We start from the raw sequence: 19,604 nt of genomic DNA on the forward strand, positions 1-19,604 counted from the left end.
GGAACGTTTCTGCGAGTCAGGCACGCGCACGCGTGCCGTTCATTTCTGACGCGCTGCGCTGCGGCTAGCGGTGGGCGGCGCGTGCCAGTTGGTCGAGCGTCGCCGCCACCGCCGGGACCTGTGCGAGGTCGGGCAGGGTGAGCGCGACGATCTCCCGGCGTACCGCCGGTTCCAGCGTCACGGTCCGTACCCCCCGTGGCCGTACGGACTCGATGGCCAGCTGGGGCAGCACAGCCACGCCCAGACCGGCGCCGACGAGGCCGGCGACCGCCGGGTAGTCGTCGGTGGCGAAGTCGATGCGCGGTGTGAAGCCGGCCGCCGCGCACACCTCGACGAGCTGGCCCCGGCAGCGCGGACAGCCCGCGATCCACGGATCCCGCGCGAGTTCGCCGATGGCGACGGACTGCGCGTCCCCGAGCCGGTGCCGTTCCGGCACGAGTGCGACGAGCCGGTCCGTCAGCAGCGGCCGTACGACGAGGTCCTCCCACTCCTCGGCACCCGCCGCCCCCTCGTAGCGGAAGGCGAGCGCCACGTCGCAGTCGCCCTCGCGCAGCATGCCGACGGACGCCGGCGGTTCGGCCTCCTCCAGGAAGACCCGGGTGCCGGGGTGCGCGTCGCGCAGGGCGGCGAGGGCCGTCGGCACGAGGGTGGAGCTGCCGCTGGGGAAGGAGACGAGCCGGACCCGGCCCGCGCGCAGCCCGGCGATGGCCGCGACCTCCTCCTCGGCGGCCGTGAGCCCGGCGAGGATCCCGGCGGCGTGCCGCACCAGGGCCTCGCCCGCCTGGGTGAGGCGCATCTCGCGACCGGTGCGGATCAGCAGCGGGGTGCCCACGGATGTCTCCAGGGCCTTCATCTGCTGGCTGACGGCGGGCTGCGTGCAGCCCAGCTCGCGCCCCGCGGCGGAGAAGGAGCCGGTGGCGGCGACGGCGCGCAGGACACGGAGGTGGCGAGCTTCGATCACCCTTCGAGGATAAGTGAGTCTTTGATGCTCCTGCGAATAATGCGTCGACGCTTTGGGGAAGGCTCGCTTACCGTGCGGGCATGAAGCTTCTGTCAGTGAATCTGGGCCGTGCCGAGGCTGTGCCGTACACGGACAACCCGGAGGGTGTGACCGGGATCGACAAGCGGCCTGTGGAGGGGCCCGTGCGGGTGTCCGCGCCCGGGCCCAAGGGCGTCGGCGGGAGCGGGCTGGCCGGGGACGCGGTGTGCAAGCTGGAGCACCACGGCGGCAACGACCAGGCGGTGTACGCGATGGCCCGCGAGGACATGGACGCGTGGGAGCGCGAGCTGGGACGGACGCTGGCGGACGGCGCGTTCGGCGAGAACCTCACGACCCAGGGCCTCGACGTCTCGGGCGCGCTGATCGGGGAGCGCTGGCGCATCGGGCCCGAGGTGGTGCTGGAGGTCACCTCGGGGCGGATACCGTGCCGCACGTTCCAAGGCCACATGGACGAGAAGGGCTGGGTGAAGCGGTTCACCCGGCGGGGCGCGCCCGGGGCGTATCTGCGGGTGATCGAGCCCGGTGAGATCCGCGCGGGTGACGCCGTCGAGATCGTGCACCGACCCGGCCACGACGTGACGGTGGCGCTGCAGTTCCGGGCGGTGACGACCGAGCGGACACTGCTGCCGCGCCTGCTGGCGGCGGGCGAGGCGCTGCATCCGGAGCTGCTGAGGACGGCGCGGGAGTACGAGGAGAAGTACGGGGGCGGCGGCGGGGCCTGACGTCACGTCACCCCGGTCTGTCCGGCCGGGCCGGCGGCTCTGCGGTGCCCGGCTCCGGGCGGGAGGAGTCCGGGCCTGCGGACGGCAACCCCGACGGCGTCCGGCCCGGTGCCCCTGGGGGGAACCCCGGGCGGCGGGCCGGGGTCGCCTCAGGGGCGGGTCAGGGCAGCTCCCCGATGCCCGACGGGGCAGGGCCCGGCCACGCTCGAAGCATGTCTCGCCACACATCTCGCAGCGGCCCGACCGGCGGTCCTCTGGAGGGTTCCACCGACGCGTCCCGCGAGGGTCCGCGGGCCGCCTCGCGACGCCCGTTCCGCTGGAAGCGCCTCGTCCTCGTGCTCGGGTCCTCGGTCACCGCCGTGGCGATGGCCGTGGGCGCTCTCTTCGCCTGGCTGTGGACCGACGCGAAGGTCAGCACCGTGGGCAAGGAGCCGTTCGGCAACGCCCTGGCCATACCACCGCAGGCCGAGTCGTCCGTGGACAAGGACGGCACACGTGTCTTCGACCTGCGCATGCGGGCGGGCGAGACGGAGTTCCGCGCCGGTGTGAAGACGCCGACCTGGGGTTTCAACGGCTCCTACCTGGGTCCCACGCTGCGTGCGCGGCGCGGCGAGAAGGTCCGGGTCCGGATCAGCAACGCCCTGGACGAGGCGTCCACCGTGCACTGGCACGGCATGCACCTGCCGGCCCGGATGGACGGCGGCCCGCACCAGATGATCGCCCCCGGCGGGACCTGGAGCCCGCACTGGACGGTGGACCAGCCGGCGGCGACGCTGTGGTACCACCCCCATCCGCACGGCGGGACCGCGCGACATGTCCAGCGGGGCCTGGCGGGCCTGTTCCTCCTCGACGACGAGAGGTCCGGGCGTCTTCCGCTTCCGAAGCGGTACGGCGTCGACGACCTGCCGGTGATCGTGCAGGACGTCCGCTTCGACGGCGCCCGGCTCGCTGGTGACCGCGGCATGTTGCAGAACGTGGGTTTCCTGGGCGACCGGACGATGGTCAACGGAACCCTTCGTCCGTTCCGGCAGGTGCACGACGAGCTGATACGGCTCCGGCTGCTCAACGCCTCCACGGCACGTACCTACGCCTTCGGTTTCCCGGACGGCCGTTCCTTCTCCCTGATCGCGACGGACGGAGGTCTGCTGGAGCGGCCCGCGTCCATGGAGCGGGTGCAGCTCTCGCCGGGCGAGCGGGCCGAGATCGTCGTGCGGATGCGGGCGGGTGAGCGGGTGATGCTGCGCAGCTTCCCGCAGGGCAACTACGGGGACGGCTGGCAGCGGCGGTTCGGCGGCGGCGACGACTCCTTCGACGTGCTGGAGTTGCGGGCGGCGGCGCGGCTGCGCCCGTCACCCGCGCTGCCGGCCACGCTGGGGAAGCCGGAGACACCCGACGGGAAGGGTTCGGTGCGCGGGCGGCACTTCGACCTGAAACGGTCGGGGATCAACGGGCGCTCGATGGACATGGGCCGTGTCGACGAGACGGTCACCCGGGGAACGACGGAGGTCTGGACGGTCCGCAACAGCAACGGCATGCCGCACAACTTCCATGTGCACGACGTGCAGTTCCGGGTGCTGGAGGTGAACGGTTCGGCACCGCCGCCCGCCCTGAGCGGGCCGAAGGACACGGTGTTCGTGCCGCACGGGACGACGGTGAGGCTGGCGCTGCGGTTCACCGGGCCGGCGGACCCGGACACGCCGTACATGTACCACTGCCATCTGCTGTACCACGAGGACGAGGGAATGATGGGCCAGTTCGTGGTGACGGAGAAGGGGGAGCCGGGCGCGCCCCGGGAGCACCCGGGCCACGGGGCCGGACACACCCACCGCTGAGCCACCCTGGATCGAGACCGGCTCCGGGGCCACCGCGCTGAGCGGACGCACGCAGTCCGGGTAACTACCCTTGCGCCATGACAACGGCTCTGATTACGGGATCGACGGCAGGCATCGGGGCCGCGTTCGCGCGGCGACTGGCGGCGGACGGGCACAACCTCGTGCTGGTGGCCCGCGACACCAAGCGGCTGCGGGAACAGGCGACCGAGCTGCACGACCGGCACGGCATCGAGGCGGAGGTGCTGACGGCCGACCTCGCCGAGGACAAGGGCATCGAGGCGGTGGCCGACCGGCTGGCCGACCGCAAGAACCCCGTCGACCTGCTGGTCAACAACGCCGGCTTCGGCAACAAGGGCCGTTATCTCGACGTCCCCATGGCCGACGAGCTGCGGATGCTGAAGGTGCACTGCGAGGCGGTGCTGCGGCTGACGTCGGCGGCGACGGAGGCCATGCGGGAGCGCGGCCGCGGCGGGGTCGTGAATGTCGCGTCGGTGGCCGCGTTCGTCCCCCGGGGCACCTACGGCGCGTCCAAGGCCTGGGTCGTGCAGTTCACCCAGGGCGCGGCCCGCGACCTGGCCGGCAGCGGCGTACGCCTGATGGCGCTCTGCCCCGGCTTCGTGCGCACCGAGTTCCACGAGCGGGCCGGCATGGGCACGGACAACATCCCGGGCTGGATGTGGCTCGACGCGGACAAGCTGGTGGCGACGGCCCTGCACGACCTGGCCCGCGGCAAGACGCTGTCCATCCCGGACCCGCGGTACAAGGCCCTGATGGGGGCGGCGAAGCTGGTGCCGCGGGGGATGCTCGGGGCGGTGTCGTCTAGGACGGGGCGGAAGTACGGGCCTCAGTAGGCGCCCCAGGGTGCTGCGCGCAGGCGGACTTCATCGCGTCGGCGGCCTCCACCACGAGCGGAACCACGTCCGGTGCCTGCCTGAGGAGGGCGGGCAGGGCCGACACCCACTCACCGCCCTGGAGGGCCAGGGCAGCCAGTCGCCGGGCCTGTTCGTCGTCGGTCGTCGCGGCCGCGATGCGCGCCCAGGCCCGGGACAGCATCGCCGGGACGGGGACCGTCCGGGCGAGTTCCTCGGCGCGGGCGCACTCTCCCGACCCGGCCAGCACGTCGACCAGGCCGAGCGTCCCATGAGCGCGGTCGTACGGGTCCTCGATGGTGCGCAGCGTTTCCATGGCCCGCTCGTGGTGCCCGAGGGCGGTCAGGGCCTCGGCGAATGCCGTGACCCCGATGTACCGCGCGGACCCGCTCAGCCGGTCCGGTGGTGTCATGGCGTCGAGCGCGGCCCGGGCGGCATCGCCCTCCCCCGCTGCGGCCAGGGCCCTGACCAGAGCGCTCAGGTCCATCATCGAGGGGCGGTCGTACCCGCTCTCGATCGCGATCAGTTCGTCGACGATGCGCCGCGCCCTGTCGGTGCGACCCGTTTCGGTCATCGTCACCGCGAGCGCGCAGAGTGCTGAGGTACCGTTCCCGGGCTCGGCGGCCTCGCGCACATGGGCCTCGGCCGCTTCGACGTCGCCGGCTTCGGCCAGACCGCGGGCGAACGGCACGACCAGCGACGACAGGATCCCCGCGAGTGCGGGGTCCGCTTCGGCCTCGGCCGTCGTCACCGCTGCGGCCCGGTCCACCTCACCGGATCTGGCCCATCCCCGCACCACCGGGGCCAGGAGGTCTCGTCGCTCGAAGTCGTCAGGTGCCCGCCCTGCCCATGTCTCCGCCCGGTCCAGCTGTCCGGTGGCCGTGCAGGCGGCGACCAGCGCCCGCAAGGACGACATGTACTCCCCTGGAGAGGCGTAGGGCTCGCTGCGGCGGTCCGTGAGCAGCGTCTCGGTCCCGTGGAGCACCGCGAGCGCCGCTTCCCGGTGCCCCGCTTCGGCCAGCGCCGTGGCGGCGGCGCCGAGTTTCCGGGCGGCCGTCAGGGGATGGAGCACTCGGGTCCGGCTCTCGACGGCCAGCAGGACCCGGACGGCCTCCTCGCGCCGTCCGGCCCGCACCAGGGCGGCAGCCACCTCGAGAGACGCATGGTTCTGCTCCACCGGGTGGGCCAGGGAATCAGCGAGAGCCCGGGCCCGGTCCGGGTCTCCGGACTGCGCCAGGGACTCGACGACCTCGTAGAGGGCCGACGGGACCTCCATCCGCGGTCCCAGGGCGCGTGCCAGCGACTCGGCCCGGTCGACCTCGCCCGCGTCCGCCATGATGCGCACGATCGAGCACAGTGCCGACCACGCGATGTCCGCGGCCGGGATCTGCCGGACCAGGGCCTCGGCCTGCTCGTAGCGCCCGGCTCTCGCCCGGGCCTGTGCCACGTCCCGCAGCGCGCGGTGGTGTCCCCGCGGGCTGAGCGTGGCGAGCAGGGCCTCGGCCCGGTCGAGCTCCCCGGCCCACGCCAGCCACCCGGTCAACTCCCCCGCGGCCTCCTCGTAGTCCACTTCGCCGTACAGGCCGGCCAGGAACGACTCGGCCCGGTCGAACTCGCCGGCGTCGGCCAGGAGGCTCACCACCTCGTCGTCCTCCGCACGGTCCCGCGCCCACGCCACGGCCTCGGCACAGAGGGCGTCAGCGCGCTCGTGCTGCCCGGACTCGCGCAGTGCGGAGGCCAGCGTGATCAGCGCGGCGGCGCGGGCGCCCGGTTCGGTGGCTCTCGCCATCATCTCCGCCTCGGCGTGCCGGCCTGCTGTCGCGTGGGCCGATATCACGACGTTCCCCATACCGGTGCGGCACGCCTCGTTCGGTGCGCCGTCGACCAACTCCTGTGCGAGATCCCACCGCTGGGCCGCGAGGCAGGCCTTGCCGATCTGAACGTACGCATGGACGTGGAAGTACTGCGTGCCGACCGTCCTCGCCAGCGCTGCCGCCCTGTCGAACTGCCCGGCCCGGGCGAAGAGGTCCGCGATCGTGCAGCGCGCCAGGTCGTCCCGGCTGTGGCCCTCGCCCTGACGCGCGGCCTCCGCCGCCTCGACGAGCAGGTCCACCGCCCCGTCACGGTCGCCCTGCTCCAGCAGCACATCGGCGACGGCGGCCAGGCCCATGCCCCGGCGATGACCGTTCGGGAGGCTGCGGGCCAGTGCGACGGCCCGGCCGGTCTGCCCTGCCAGGGCCCAGGCGTGCGGCAGGGAGTCCGGGGCGCCGGCACTGCGGTCGACCAGCCGTTCCCGGTGGATCGCCAGGCGCAGTGAGTCGAGCGGCCGTCGCGCACCGCGCTCGATGATCAGGTCCTCGGTGAGGTGGATCTCGTTCACGGCGGACGCGTCACTGCCGGTGAGGACCAGCATGCGCTCCTGGCGCCGGGTGTCCGCCCCGTACCGGAGCATCCGCTCCAGGTCACCGGTGGACCGGAGCATCCGGAAGTATCCCCGCAGCAGATACTCCGGCGTCTCCTCCGGCCAGCCGCGCGCACGCCACTCCTCCGCCCAGGCGTGCAGTTTCGCGCGGTAGAGGTCCATCCGGGACGTGCCGAGCATCTCCTCGGCCTGGGCCTGCAACTCCTCGTGGCCGAGCAGATAGACGTCGACTCGCAGGCCGAAGGTCCGCCCCGCCCGGGTGCTCAGGACGTCCCGCACCCGGTACGGAACCGCTCCGGTCAGCGCGGCCAGGTCCTCGGCCGTCAGGCCGCCGCCCGCCACTGCCACCAGGCCCAGCAGGTCGTGCTCCAGGCCGCCCGCCTCGATCAGCCGCTTCAGCTCGCGTTCCGCCTCCGCGCGGATCGCCCGGGCGTACGGGGAGGGCGACAGCGTCCGTACGATCGCGGGGTCGCGCAGCGGATGGTCCTCGGGTACGTCACCGGGCAGCGGCGGGTTGAGCCGCCCCGCGACCAGGACCCGCATCCCCGCCTCCGGGCGGGTGGGCAGCAGGCTCGCGATGCTGTGGGCGTCCGGGCCGGTCGTGACGCCGCGGTCCTCGTCCAGGCCGTCCACCAGGAGGACCAGACGTTCACCGCGCTCTGCGCAGGCGCGGGCGGCGGCACCGTACAGGTACAGGAGGTGGGCCTCGCGGGTCGCCACGGTCAGGTGGGCGGGCAGGGCCTCTCCGGACAGCTCCGCCAGCTGTTCGAGTACGACGTCCACGTAGGCCACGACGTCGTTCTGCGCGCCCAGCCGGGCCGTGATGAAGAACGGGACGATCCGTACGCCCCGCGGAGGGTGCAGGGCGAACCAGGACAGCAACGCCGTCTTGCCGGCCCAGGCGCCGGCCCGCCACCAGGCGTACGCCGGGCCGGAGTCGGCCGTGCAGAAGGCGGACAGCTCGGCCGACTCCGCCTCGCGGTCGACGAGTCGGGGCGGGGCGATGCGGCGGACCTGCTCCCAGTACGCCGAACGCACCGCCGAAGTGAGCAGGATCCGGTTGTGATCGCCGGTGACGGCCACCGCGATGTCACCGCCCGCGGCCACCGACCGCTCCGCCCGCTTCCCCCACCAGCGCATGGCCTCATGATGCCAAAGGGCCGGGAGGCGACGAGCGGCTCCGGTGGGGACAATGGAGCTGTTCAGCCGGACCCAGGGGGGCCGGAGGCGAGGCCATGACCTTCGTACAGCTCATCGAATGCAGGACCAGCCGGCTCGACGAGATGAACCGGCTGATGGACAGGTGGGTCGAACAGACCAAGGGGAAACGGACCGCTACGCACAGTGTGGTGGCGAAGGACCGGGCCGACGCCTCGCACATCGTCGAGATCGTGGAGTTCCCGTCGTACGAGGAGGCGATGCGCAACTCCGGGCTTCCGGAGACCGACCGGATCTTCCAGGACATGGTGGCGCTCTGCGACGAGGCGCCGACGTTCACGGACCTGGACGTGGTGCGGGACGAGCAGCTGAACTCGGCCACCGCGCGCAGGTTCTTCGAGCTGGCGCCCGGGCAGGGTGCGGCGCCCGCGTTCAACGACGTGTTCATCGAGGACTACCACGACCACGATCCGGCCAATGTGCAGGACGTCATCGGGCTGGACGCGCTGCGGCGCGAGGTGGAGGTGTGGCGGGGCGGGTTCGACTTCTCGTTCACCATCGAGGACCAGCTCGCCGAGGGCGACCGGGTGTGCACCCGGTGGACCTGGAGGGGGCACCACAAGGGTGACTTCCTCGGGATTCCGCCGACCGGGAAGGACGTCACCATGACCGGGACGACCGTCCACCGCTGCACGCCGGACGGGAAGCTCGCCGAGGGCTGGTGGCAGTACGACCGGCTGGGGCTGATGCAGCAGCTCGGGGTGCTGGACCCGCTGGAGTTGTGACGGGTCCCCGCATACGGGAGAAGCCCCCGTTCCGCGCGAGGCGGGGCGGGGGCTTCTCGCAGAGGTCGGTGCCTCAGTGGGCGTGGCCGTGGCCGTGACCCGCGGCGGCCGGCTCCTCCTCTTCCTTCTTCTCGACGACCAGGGTCTCGGTCGTGAGGAGCAGGGAGGCGATGGAGGCGGCGTTCTCCAGGGCGGAGCGGGTGACCTTGACCGGGTCGATGACGCCGGCCTTGATCAGGTCGCCGTACTCGCCGGTGGCGGCGTTGAAGCCCTGGCCCTTGTCCAGCTCGGCGACCTTGGAGGTGATGACGTAGCCCTCCAGGCCGGCGTTCTCGGCGATCCAGCGCAGCGGCTCGACGACGGCGCGGCGGACGACCGCGACACCGGTGGCCTCGTCGCCGGACTTGCCGAGGCTGCCCTCCAGGACCTTGGCGGCGTGGACGAGAGCGGAGCCACCACCGGAGACGATGCCCTCCTCGACCGCGGCGCGGGTCGCGGAGATGGCGTCCTCCAGACGGTGCTTGCGCTCCTTCAGCTCGACCTCGGTGGCGGCACCCACGCGGATGACGCACACGCCGCCGGCCAGCTTCGCGAGGCGCTCCTGGAGCTTCTCGCGGTCCCAGTCGGAGTCGGTGGTCTCGATCTCGGCCTTGATCTGGGCGACGCGGCCCTGCACGTCTTCCTTGTTGCCGGCGCCGTCGACGACCGTGGTGTCGTCCTTGGTGACGGTGACGCGGCGGGCGGAGCCGAGGACCTCGAGGCCGACCTGGTCGAGCTTGAGGCCGACCTCCTCGGAGACGACCGTGGCGCCCGTGAGGACGGCCATGTCCTGCAGCATCGCCTTGCGGCGGTCGCCGAAGCCGGGGGCCTTCACCGCGACGGCGTTGAAGGTGCCGCGGATCTTGTTCACGACGAGGGTCGACAGGGCCTCGCCCTCGACGTCCTCGGCGATGATCAGCAGCGGCTTGGAGGCGTTGGCCTGGATGACCTTCTCCAGCAGCGGCAGCAGGTCCGCGATGGCGGAGATTTTGCCCTGCGTGATGAGGATGTACGGGTCGTCCAGGACGGCTTCCATGCGCTCCTGGTCCGTCACGAAGTACGGCGACAGGTAGCCCTTGTCGAAGGCCATGCCCTCGGTGAAGTCCAGCTCCAGACCGAAGGTGTTGGACTCCTCGACGGTGATGACACCGTCCTTGCCGACCTTGTCCATCGCCTCGGCGATGAGCTCGCCGACCTGCTGGTCCTGGGCGGACAGCGCGGCGACGGCGGCGATGTCGGACTTCTCGTCGATCGGGCGGGCCGAGGCGAGCAGGTCCTCGGAGACGGCGGCGACGGCGGCGTCGATGCCCTTCTTCAGGGCGGCCGGGGAGGCACCGGCGGCGACGTTCTTCAGGCCCTCGCGCACGAGCGCCTGGGCGAGCACGGTCGCGGTGGTCGTACCGTCACCCGCGATGTCGTTGGTCTTGGTCGCCACCTCCTTGACCAGCTGGGCACCGAGGTTCTCGTACGGGTCCTCGATCTCGACCTCGCGGGCGATCGTGACACCGTCGTTGGTGATGGTGGGGGCGCCGAACTTCTTGTCGATGACGACGTTGCGGCCCTTGGGGCCGATCGTCACCTTGACCGTGTCGGCAAGCTTGTTGACGCCGCGCTCGAGGGCGCGACGGGCGTCCTCGTCGAACTTCAGGATCTTCGCCATGGGAGCGTGAGCCCTCTTCCGGAATCTGGGTTAACGGCACTGCGCCCCGGGCGCCCGGCTTCTTGGTGATCGCGGGGGGCCAGGGGCGCAGCTCAAAGCAATGTGCTTGGGGTGAATTACTTCTCGACGATCGCGAGGACGTCGCGAGCCGAGAGGACGAGGTACTCCTCGCCGTTGTACTTCACCTCGGTGCCGCCGTACTTGCTGTAGAGCACGACGTCGCCGACGGAGACGTCGAGCGGAAGACGGTTACCGTCCTCGAAGCGGCCCGGGCCGACGGCCAGGACGACGCCCTCCTGGGGCTTCTCCTTGGCGGTGTCCGGAATGACCAGGCCCGAGGCCGTGGTCTGCTCCGCGTCCAGCGGCTGGACCACGATGCGGTCCTCGAGCGGCTTGATGGCAACCTTGCTGGCGGTCGTCACGATCCGACCTCCCCCTTCGGAGATCTCACGGGGTTAACTGTCTGAGGTGGCGACCAGGTGGATCCGTCGTCGCGGGTGCCGGACCTGCCCGTCGCTGTGTTGGCACTCTCCATTGGGGAGTGCCAGAGCCGAGACTATGACTGCGATTAGCACTCGGTCAAGCGGAGTGCCAATTGCCGGGCGGCGCGTCGGCCAGGTGCTCTCTACAGGTGGTCCTCCAGTCGCCCGACCCGCAGCCCTCGCGCCTCGATCTCCAGCAGCAGTCGCACGGTCCGTTCCGTCAGGGTCAGGGACGTGGGCTCGCCCGACGGTACGGAGACGATGTCACCGGGACGCAGGCCGGGCTTGCCACGGGTGTAGGTCAGGTCGCCGTCGGGGCCCAGGGACGCCCGCCAGAGGACGACTGCCCGGATGCCGCAGTCGGCGGCGGCCCGCAGGGTCGTCGTGTCGTACGTGCCGTAGGGCGGGCGGAAGAGGCGGGGGCGGATGCCGAAGCGGGAGCGGAGTTTGAACTGCTGGCCGCAGATCTCGGCACGCTGGCCGGCGTAGGGCAGGCCGCGCAGGGCGGGGTGGTCGAGGGTGTGGTTCTGGATGGACGCGCCGACCGCGCGGAGCCGGGCGAAGTGGCCGTAACCCGGCCCCACGACGCTGTCCGTGAGGAACATGCTGACCGGAAGCCGCCGTTCGCGGACGAGGCCGACGAAGCGGGGGTCGCGCTCGGCGCCGTCGTCGTAGGTCAGGAAGACCACCCGGTCGCGGGTGCGGACGTGGTCCACGACGGGCGGGAGGCCGCCCCGGTCCGGCCCGCGGGCGTCGCTCGACGCGTGCGTCGGGGGCCGGCCCCGGGCCTCCGCGCCCGCGCGCTCCCCCACGGTCCCGGCGCAGCCGGCCAGCAGGATCGCTCCCGCGCACACCACCGCGGCCGGCGACCGCCGCCTCACAGGTAGTCCTCCAGCCGGCCCACCGCGTACCCCTCGGCCGTGACCTTGTTCAGGAAGCGGCGGATCATGTCGGGCATCGTGCCCTGCCACTGGGCACGGCCGCGGAAGTGGGTGAGGACGATGTCGCCCGGGCGGAGTCTGTTGTCGCCCTCGCGGTACTCCCAGTGGTCGGCGAAGACCTCCTCGTTCCAGAGGGGGACGTACTCGATGCCGCAGGCCTTGGCGGCGCGCAGGGTCGCCCTGTCGTAGCTGCCGAAGGGCGGGCGGAAGAGGGTCGGGCGCTTGCCGTAGCGCCTCTCGAGGAGGCGCTGCATGCCGCAGATCTCGCGCTTCTGCGTGCGGTACGGCAGGCCCCGCATGTAGCGGTGGCGGAGGGTGTGGTTGTTCAGGGCCACGCCCAGGCCCTGCATCCTCTCGAAGTAGCGGTAGTCGTCCTTGATCAGGTAGCCGCTGAGGAAGGCGCTGTACGGGACCTTCAGGTCGCTCATCATCCGCAGGAACGCCCGGTCCTTCTCGACGCCGTCGTCGACGGTGAGGAAGACGACCTTGTCCCGGGTGGGGACGGTGGTGAAGACGGGCGGGAGGTTCAGCCTCCGGTGACCGTCCACCTCGAAGCCCTCGCGGGTCCTGATCCTCGGCTTCCTCGCGGGGGCCGACGGGGCGGTCAGCGGGACTGTCCGCAGCCCCCAGCGCTGCGCGGCGGCGACCCGGACGGCATGCGCGCCGCGCAGCTTGGAGGCGTAGGAGTCGAGCGCGCGGGCCGGGGGCGCGTCCAGGGGCTGCTGGCCGCCGGCCGCGGGGATCCGGCCGCTGTCGTCCTGCGCGCAACCCGACGCGATGGCGGCGAGGGTGAGTACGGCGAGGCCGATCCGCATGCCGCCAGACGCCCGGCTTTTGTCATTTTGTACGACTACTCCCATGATGCGGGATCCTCGCAGCCGGTCACCCCGGATCGGCCCCGACACCGCGACCGACGGCGCACCATCCACCAGGTGGCCCACAATGATCCGGTGAACGACCTCGCCCTCCTCCTCACCCCCGAAGGCCGCGTCCTCCTCGACGAGGTGCGGGACACCGATCCGGCGCGGGAGCTGGCCGTCGCGACCCGGTTGCGCCGTGAGCACCCCGCCGAGCTGGTGTCGGCGGCGCTGGGCCAGGCACGGCTGCGGCAGCGGGCGGCGGTGAAGTTCGGGGCCGAGGACGCCGGCCGGATGTTCTTCACGCCGAACGGGGTCGAGCAGTCGACCCGGGCGAGCGTGGCGGCCCACCGCGCGCGGCGCATGGCCGAGTCGGGCGTGACCTCGGTCGCCGACCTGTGCTGCGGCATCGGCGGCGACGCGATCGCGCTGGCCCGGGCCGGGATCCGGGTCCTGGCCGTCGACCGGGACCCGGCGACGGCCGCGGCGGCGCGGGCGAACGCCGAGGCGCTGGGGCTGGCCGGCCTGATCGAGGTGCGGGAGGCGGATGTCACGGACGTGGACACGGCCGGTTACGACGCCGTGTTCGTCGACCCGGCCAGGCGCGGCGGCCGGGGCCGGATCTTCGACCCGGAGGCGTACTCACCGCCCCTGTCCTGGGCGGTGTCCGCGGCCCGCCGCGCCCCTCGCGCCGCCGCGCTGAAGATCGCCCCCGGCATCCCGCACGAGGCGGTCCCCGAGGACGCCGAGGCCGAGTGGATCTCCGACGGCGGCGACGTGAAGGAGGCGGTGCTGTGGTTCGGCACCGCGCCCGGGGCGGTACGGGCCACCCTGCTGCCGGGCCCCCGCACCCTGCTCTCCCGCGGCCTGCCCGACCCGGAGGTCCGCCCGCCCGGCCGTTACCTGTACGAGCCCGACGGCGCCGTCATCCGGGCCCACCTGGTCGCCGAGGTGGCCGACGAGGTCGGCGGCGGGCTCCTCGACGCGACCATCGCCTACGTCACGGCCGACGCCCTGCACCCGACCCCGTACGCCACGGCCTACGAGATCACCGACCACCTCCCGTTCAACGTCAAGAAGCTGAAGGCCCTGCTGCGGGAGCGGGAGGTCGGCAACCTCACGGTGAAGAAGCGCGGCTCGGCGGTCGAGCCGGAGGAACTCCGCAAGAAGGTCAAGCCCCAGGGCCGGCACGCGGCCACGGTGTTCCTGACGCGGGTGGCGGGAGCACCGGCGATGCTCATCGGGCACCCCGCCCAGGCAGGAGCCGTCAGCTCTGCTCCGCCGCCCGCCTGAGCAGCAGGTGCCTTTCCCGCTCGTTCCGCGTCAGCGACGCCGCCCGTTCGAACTCCGCCCGGGCCTCCGTCGTGCGGCCGAGGCGGGACAGCAGGTCGGCCCGGACGCTGGGCAGCAGGTGGTAGTCCCGCAGGGCGGGGTCGTCCGTCAGGGCGTCGACGACGGCCAGGGCGGGGCCGGGGCCCTCGGCCATCGAGACGGCCACCGCGCGGTTCAGTTCCACCACCGGGGACGGGGTACGGGCGGCCAGGAGGCCGTACAGGATGGCGATGCGGGGCCAGTCGGTCTCCTCGTACGTGTACGCGTGCGCGTGGCAGGCGGCGATGGCGGCCTGGAGGAGGTACGGGCCCGGGGCGCCGGAGGAGATGGCCTCGGCCCTGCCCAGCGCGGCGACGCCGCGCGCGATGAGCATGCGGTTCCAGCGGGCGCGGTTCTGGTCCTTGAGGAGGACCGGTTCGCCGGAGGGACCCGTGCGCGCCGCCGTGCGGGACGCCTGGAACTCCAGGAACGCGGTCAGGCCGTGCACCTCGGATTCCTTCGGCATGAGGCCCGAGAGCACACGGGCCAGGCGCAGGGCGTCCTCGCACAGGGACGGGCGGAGCCAGTCGTCGCCGGCCGTGGCGGCGTACCCCTCGTTGAAGACGAGGTAGATGACGTCCAGGACCGAGCCGAGGCGGGCCTCGCGGTCGGGGCCGTAGGGCACCTCGAAGGCGATGTTGCGCGTCGCCAGGGTGCGTTTGGCGCGGACGATGCGTTGCGCGACGGTCGGCTCGGGGACCAGGAACGCGCGGGCGATCTCGGCCGTGGTGAGGCCCCCGACGAGGCGCAGGGTGAGGGCGGTGCGGGCCTCGGTGGACAGGACCGGGTGGCAGGCGGTGAAGACCAGGCGGAGCAGGTCGTCGTCGATGTCGTCCGGGTCGGCGGGCTCCTCCGGGGGAGACACCGCCGACAGGTCCCGGCCGATCTCCGCCAGCTTGCGGGCGTAGTTCTCACGGCGGCGGACCAGGTCGACGGCGCGGTTGCGGGCGGTGGCCATGAGCCAGGCGCCCGGGTTGTCGGGCACCCCGTCCCGCGGCCACTGCTCCAGCGCGGCGACCAGCGCGTCCTGCGCGAGTTCCTCGGCGATGCCGACGTCCCGGACGACCCGGGTGACGCCGGCGATGATGCGGGGCGACTCGATGCGGAAGACCGTTTCGATGGCCTCGGCGGTCCGGTCGGGCCGGGGCGCCGGGGAGGCGGTGGGCTGCGGGGTCACAACCCACCATCAGACACCCCTGGCGCCGCCCGGCCAAGGAGGACCGGTCAGCCCTCGGCGATCTGCCGGACCTCGGCGGTGATCGTCCAGTAGTCCTCGTGCAGGGACAGGAACCGCTTGGTCCACTCGATCGCCTCGGCCTTGTCCTTGCACTGGCTGATCGAGTAGCCGCCGATGACCTCCTTGGACTCGGTGAACGGCCCGTCGGTGACGGACAGCCGCCCGCCGTCCCAGGTCACCCTGGTGCCGTCCGAGGTCGGGGTGAGACCGGCCGTGTCGAGCATGACCCCGGCCTTGGTGATCTCCTCCAGGAGCTTGCCCATCCGCTCCTGGAGTTCGGGACTCGGACCCTCGGCGGGGGCGTTCTTCTCGTCGATGCGGATCAGGGTGAGAAAGCGCGGCATGGTGACTCCTCGGGACTCTGCGGAGCGAGGTCCTTCCTCGCTCTCACCCCTGCGTCGATCGGGAGACCTCCGGATCGACACGCTCCCGGTCTTTTTCTCCGGGAACTTTCCCGGAGCGCGTTTGCGCAGGTCAGCGCAGTGACTCCCACAGCTTCCGGGCCTTCGGCTCCTCGGCCACCACCCGGTTGGGATCCGACGGCGCCCGCACCACCGGCATCGTCACCGTCCGCACCTCGCTCGCCGACAGGCCCTTCAGGCTCTGCCCCAGCCGGGTCAGCTCGCCGAGGGAGTCCAGGCCGGTGTCGGTGGTGAGGCCGGCGGTCACGGCGTCCGCGACGCGGTACAGCTTCGCCGGGTCGGTGAGCAGGTCCTGCGCGGCGATCTGTTGCAGCAGTGCCTTCACCAGCTTCTGCTGGAGGCCGATGCGGCCCAGGTCGCTGCCGTCGCCTATGCCGTGCCGGGTGCGGGCCAGGGCGAGGGCCTGCGTGCCGTCCAGGTGATGGGTGCCCGCCTTCAGGTGCAGATGGCTGTAGTCGTCGGCAATGTCCTCGTCCGTGGCGACGGTGACGCCGCCGAGCGCGTCCACGAGCTTCGCGAAGCCGGAGAAGTCGATCTCGACGTAGTGGTCCATGCGGACGCCGGTCATCGACTCGACCGTCTTCACCGCACAGGCCGGACCGCCCACCGCGTACGCGTCGTTGAACATGGAGTCGTACGCGACACCGGTCGTCCCGCCGGACGGCCTCGGGCAGGAGGGGCGGGTGACCAGGGTGTCGCGCGGGATGCTCACCACCGTCGCGCTGGTGCGCCCGGCGTCGAGGTGGACGACCATCGCCGTGTCGGAGCGGGCACCTGAGCTGTCGCCGCCGCCGAGCCTCTGGTTCTCCTCGCCGCTGCGCGAGTCGGAACCGAGGACCAGGATGTTGAGGGCCTCGCTGGGCAGGGCCGATGCGGAAGGAGACGGCGTGACCACCGGCTTCGGCGGGCGGTTGTCGCCCAGCGCGTTGTTGATGTCGACGCTCTTGATGTTGTCGTTGAGATGCCAGTAGGCCCAGCCCGCCGAGCCGATGCCGAGCACCAGCGCGCCCGCCAGGGCGAGGCCGGCGATCCGCAGCGCTCTCGACCGCCGGCCCACGGCTCTGCCCTCGTCCCCGTTCCCGTCACGTCCCGTCACGGGCAGGAACGTAAGTCCGAATTATTACGAGCAGGGCCCCCCGGGCGATTTTCTTCGGAAATTCTCAGACTTCTCGGTCCGCCCTCACCCCAGGGTCACCACGGGCACCGGGTTGCTCCCGCTCCACGAGCCGTTGAAGCCGAACGTGACCGAACCGCCGTCCGGCACCGACCCGTTGTACGAGGCGTTCGCGCAACTGACCGCCGCACCCGACTGCGTGCAGCTCGCGTTCCAGGCCTGCGTGATCCGCTGCCCGGCGCCGAACGTCCAGTTCGCCTTCCACGACGACAGCGAGGCGCCCGAGCAGGCGATCCGCACCTGGCCCGTGTAGCCCGTGCTCCACTGACTGGTGACGCTGTACGTCGCCGAGCAGGCGCCCGTCGGCGGCGTGGTCGTCGTCCCGCCGAGGGCCTGCGCGATGGCGTGGTACGCCGGTTTCGGCCGGTAGTTCTCGTCGTACGGGGTCGCCGCGCCCTGGCCGGGGAAGGTGTCCGGGATCCAGGAGTCGGAGTCGGTGAAGCCCCAGACGGTGACACCGGTACAGCGCGCGACCGCCACGCAGGCGTTCATGACCGCCTTGTAGTCGGCGGCCTGCTGGGTCAGCTTCGCCTGCGTCGCCGGCAGCTGCATCCGGATGTCCAGCTCCGTGATCGCCACGTCGACGCCCAGGTCGGCGAAGCGCTGGATGTTCTGCTGCATCGTCGAGGGCACCTGACCGACGATGAGATGGGCCTGGAGCCCGACCCCGTCGATCGGAACTCCGCGCTCCTTCAGCGACTTGACCAGGTTGTAGAGAGCCGTGCTCTTCGCGTTGACGCCCTCCACGTTGTAGTCGTTGATGTACAGCTTGGCGCCCGGGTCGGCGGCCCGGGCCCAGGTGAGGGCCTGTGCGATGTAGTCCTGGCCGAGGGTGTCGTGGAAGAGGGTCGGGCGGTAGGTGCCGTCCTCGTTGAAGGGCTCGTTCACCACGTCCCAGGCGGCCAGCCGGCCCTTGTAGCGGCCGACCTCGGTGGCGATGTGATCCCGGACGATGGCGCTGAGCTGGTCCCGGGTCCAGTTGCCGTTCGTCAGCCAGCCCGGGTTCTGCTGGTGCCACAGCAGGGTGTGGCCGCGCACCTGCTGGTCGTGGGCCTCGGCGAAGTCCACGATCTGGTCGGCCTCGGCCCAGTTGTAGCTGCCCCGGCTCGGCTCGACGGAGCCCCACTTCATGGCGTTGCCGGGGGTGAGCCAGTTGAACTCGCGTCCGGCGATCTCGCCGTAGGTGCCGGTGAGCTTCGAGCCGGTGACCGCCGTGCCCATGACCTTGCCCTTGGCCTCGGCCAGGTCGCGCAGCGGGGAGTCGGCGGCGTGCGACGCGGGGGCCGCGGCCAGCAGGGAGCCGGCCGCGACGACACCGGCCAGCAGGGATGTGAGTAAGCCCGATCTCAGCGATCTCATTGCGGGTGCCTCCGAAAGTTTCGGTTGTGCAACCGATTGGCTTCGGTGCAGTGTGGAGGCGCCCGGAACACCCGTCAATACAGCCCCAACGGTCAACCGCCCGCGGGCGCCGCCGTACTGCTGCGCACCACCAGGCTGGTCGCCAGCTCCACCCGGGTCGCCGCCGGAGTGCCCGCCTCGCGGCCGAGGTCGAGGACCAGCTTGGCCGCCGCCTCGGCCATCTCCGTCAGCGGCTGCCGTACGGTCGTCAGCGGCGGCCCGACCAGGGGCGCCAGCGGCAGATCGTCGAACCCGACCACGCTCAGGTCCTCGGGGATGCGCAGCCCCAGCTCGCGCGCGGCCTCGTACAGCCCGAGCGCCTGGAGGTCGTTCCCGGCGAAGACGGCGGTCGGCCGGTCCGGGCGACGCAGCAGCTCCAGGCCGATCCGGTAGCCGGCCTCGTGGTGGAAGTCGCCGTTCGCGATCAGCGCGGGGTCGACCGGCAGACCGGCGGTCTCCAGCGCGGCCCGGTAGCCGTCGACCCGGGCGCGGCTGCACATCATCTGCGTCGGCCCGCTGATCGCGCCGATCCTGCGGTGTCCCAGGTCGACCAGGTGCCGGGTGGCCGCGAGACCCCCCTGCCAGTTGGTCGCGCCGATCGACGGCACGTCGGCCCCCGGGTCACCGGCCGGGTCCATCACCACGAACGGGATGGAGCGGCTGGTCAGCAGCGCCCGCTGCGACTCGTCGAGTCCGGACAGGACCAGGATCACGCCGTGCGGGCGGCGCGCGGCGACCTGGTCGGCCCAGGTCCGCCCGGGGGTGAGCCGCCCGGCGCTCTCCGACAGCACCACGCTGAGCCCCGCGTCCCGGGCCACGTTCTCCACACCCCGGATGACCTCCAGCGCCCAGGCGCTCTCCAGCTCGTGGAAGACCAGGTCGATCAGCGGCGAGCGGGTCGCCTCGGCACGGCGGCGCCGGTAGCCGTGGGCGCGCAGCAGATCCTCGACGCGGGCCCGGGTGGCGGGGGCGACGTCGGCCCGGCCGTTGAGGACCTTCGAAACAGTCGGCGCCGACACACCGGCCTCACGGGCGATCTCGGCGAGCGTCGCGGTCTGCGCGCTGCGCCCCTGCGTCCGGGTTTGCGTCCGGCTTTCAACCGGCTCCGGGGATGTCATGGCGGCGATCGTATCCCTGCGGGCCCCCTTGACGAAGTCCCCGCGGCGCCATAGGTTCCCGGAACATTCGACATACTTACCGAAACATTCGTGGAAGCGGGCGTGAGAGACGCTCGT

At 72.1% G+C, this 19,604-nt stretch carries 16 protein-coding genes; 5 read left to right on the forward strand and 11 right to left on the reverse strand.

Annotation, left to right across the window (positions count from 1 at the left end; genetic code table 11):
• Window positions 1-64: 64 nt before the first annotated feature.
• Complete coding sequence (locus SCNRRL3882_RS15795; RefSeq protein WP_010036559.1) at window positions 65-961, reverse strand: LysR family transcriptional regulator; 897 nt, start codon at window positions 959-961, stop codon at window positions 65-67.
• A gap of 80 nt (window positions 962-1,041) precedes the next feature.
• Between SCNRRL3882_RS15795 and SCNRRL3882_RS15800 the strand changes: the two genes are divergently transcribed.
• The 3 genes from SCNRRL3882_RS15800 (at window position 1,042) to SCNRRL3882_RS15810 (ending at window position 4,405) form a co-directional block, all read left to right on the forward strand.
• Window positions 1,042-1,722 (forward strand): MOSC domain-containing protein, encoded by a 681-nt coding sequence (locus SCNRRL3882_RS15800; protein ID WP_010036562.1) that lies wholly within the window; start codon window positions 1,042-1,044, stop codon window positions 1,720-1,722.
• A gap of 365 nt (window positions 1,723-2,087) precedes the next feature.
• Complete coding sequence (locus SCNRRL3882_RS15805) at window positions 2,088-3,554, forward strand: multicopper oxidase family protein (RefSeq protein ID WP_158688395.1); 1,467 nt, start codon at window positions 2,088-2,090, stop codon at window positions 3,552-3,554.
• 77 nt (window positions 3,555-3,631) lie between these two features.
• Entirely contained in the window at window positions 3,632-4,405 is a 774-nt protein-coding gene (locus SCNRRL3882_RS15810; RefSeq protein WP_010036568.1) for an SDR family NAD(P)-dependent oxidoreductase, read from the forward strand.
• On the opposite strand, the gene SCNRRL3882_RS15815 is transcribed toward SCNRRL3882_RS15810, so the two are convergent.
• Window positions 4,374-7,985: a hypothetical protein gene (locus tag SCNRRL3882_RS15815; RefSeq protein ID WP_010036569.1), complete on the reverse strand. Its 3,612-nt coding sequence runs from the start codon at window positions 7,983-7,985 to the stop codon at window positions 4,374-4,376. The two genes, SCNRRL3882_RS15810 and SCNRRL3882_RS15815, sit on opposite strands and share 32 nt — an antisense overlap.
• Window positions 7,986-8,080: 95 nt before the next feature.
• Between SCNRRL3882_RS15815 and SCNRRL3882_RS15820 the strand changes: the two genes are divergently transcribed.
• Window positions 8,081-8,788: an ester cyclase gene (locus SCNRRL3882_RS15820; RefSeq protein WP_010036572.1), complete on the forward strand. Its 708-nt coding sequence runs from the start codon at window positions 8,081-8,083 to the stop codon at window positions 8,786-8,788.
• A gap of 73 nt (window positions 8,789-8,861) precedes the next feature.
• On the opposite strand, the gene groL is transcribed toward SCNRRL3882_RS15820, so the two are convergent.
• The 4 genes from groL to SCNRRL3882_RS15840 form a co-directional block, all read right to left on the reverse strand.
• On the reverse strand, window positions 8,862-10,487 hold the full coding sequence (gene groL, locus SCNRRL3882_RS15825) for a chaperonin GroEL (RefSeq protein ID WP_010036574.1): 1,626 nt from the start codon (window positions 10,485-10,487) through the stop codon (window positions 8,862-8,864).
• 116 nt (window positions 10,488-10,603) lie between these two features.
• Window positions 10,604-10,912, reverse strand: coding sequence for a co-chaperone GroES (groES, locus tag SCNRRL3882_RS15830; RefSeq protein WP_029180951.1), 309 nt, complete (start codon window positions 10,910-10,912; stop codon window positions 10,604-10,606).
• A gap of 200 nt (window positions 10,913-11,112) precedes the next feature.
• Window positions 11,113-11,850 (reverse strand): polysaccharide deacetylase family protein, encoded by a 738-nt coding sequence (locus SCNRRL3882_RS15835; RefSeq protein ID WP_010036576.1) that lies wholly within the window; start codon window positions 11,848-11,850, stop codon window positions 11,113-11,115.
• A complete protein-coding gene (locus SCNRRL3882_RS15840) occupies window positions 11,847-12,725 on the reverse strand; it encodes a polysaccharide deacetylase family protein (RefSeq protein WP_010036577.1) in 879 nt (292 codons plus the stop codon). Before SCNRRL3882_RS15840 ends, SCNRRL3882_RS15835 begins: the two co-directional genes overlap by 4 nt.
• Window positions 12,726-12,860: 135 nt before the next feature.
• Between SCNRRL3882_RS15840 and SCNRRL3882_RS15845 the strand changes: the two genes are divergently transcribed.
• Entirely contained in the window at window positions 12,861-14,060 is a 1,200-nt protein-coding gene (locus SCNRRL3882_RS15845; protein ID WP_010036578.1) for a THUMP-like domain-containing protein, read from the forward strand.
• Here the strand turns inward: SCNRRL3882_RS15845 and SCNRRL3882_RS15850 are convergent.
• The 5 genes from SCNRRL3882_RS15850 to SCNRRL3882_RS15870 form a co-directional block, all read right to left on the reverse strand.
• Window positions 14,035-15,315 carry an RNA polymerase sigma factor gene (locus SCNRRL3882_RS15850; protein ID WP_010036581.1) on the reverse strand — a complete coding sequence of 427 codons (1,281 nt, stop codon included), beginning with the start codon at window positions 15,313-15,315 and terminating at the stop codon, window positions 14,035-14,037. The genes SCNRRL3882_RS15845 and SCNRRL3882_RS15850 overlap by 26 nt on opposite strands.
• A gap of 47 nt (window positions 15,316-15,362) precedes the next feature.
• Window positions 15,363-15,719 (reverse strand): YciI family protein, encoded by a 357-nt coding sequence (locus SCNRRL3882_RS15855; protein WP_010036584.1) that lies wholly within the window; start codon window positions 15,717-15,719, stop codon window positions 15,363-15,365.
• A gap of 130 nt (window positions 15,720-15,849) precedes the next feature.
• Window positions 15,850-16,893, reverse strand: coding sequence for an LCP family protein (locus tag SCNRRL3882_RS15860; RefSeq protein WP_086012482.1), 1,044 nt, complete (start codon window positions 16,891-16,893; stop codon window positions 15,850-15,852).
• Between the two features lie 84 nt (window positions 16,894-16,977).
• Window positions 16,978-18,330 (reverse strand): endo-1,4-beta-xylanase, encoded by a 1,353-nt coding sequence (locus SCNRRL3882_RS15865; protein WP_010036591.1) that lies wholly within the window; start codon window positions 18,328-18,330, stop codon window positions 16,978-16,980.
• Window positions 18,331-18,422: 92 nt separating this feature from the next.
• A complete protein-coding gene (locus tag SCNRRL3882_RS15870) occupies window positions 18,423-19,487 on the reverse strand; it encodes a LacI family DNA-binding transcriptional regulator (protein WP_010036592.1) in 1,065 nt (354 codons plus the stop codon).
• Window positions 19,488-19,604 lie beyond the last annotated feature (117 nt).

This window comes from Streptomyces chartreusis NRRL 3882, assembly GCF_900236475.1.
In the GTDB taxonomy this organism is placed as follows: Bacteria; Actinomycetota; Actinomycetes; order Streptomycetales; family Streptomycetaceae; genus Streptomyces; species Streptomyces chartreusis_D.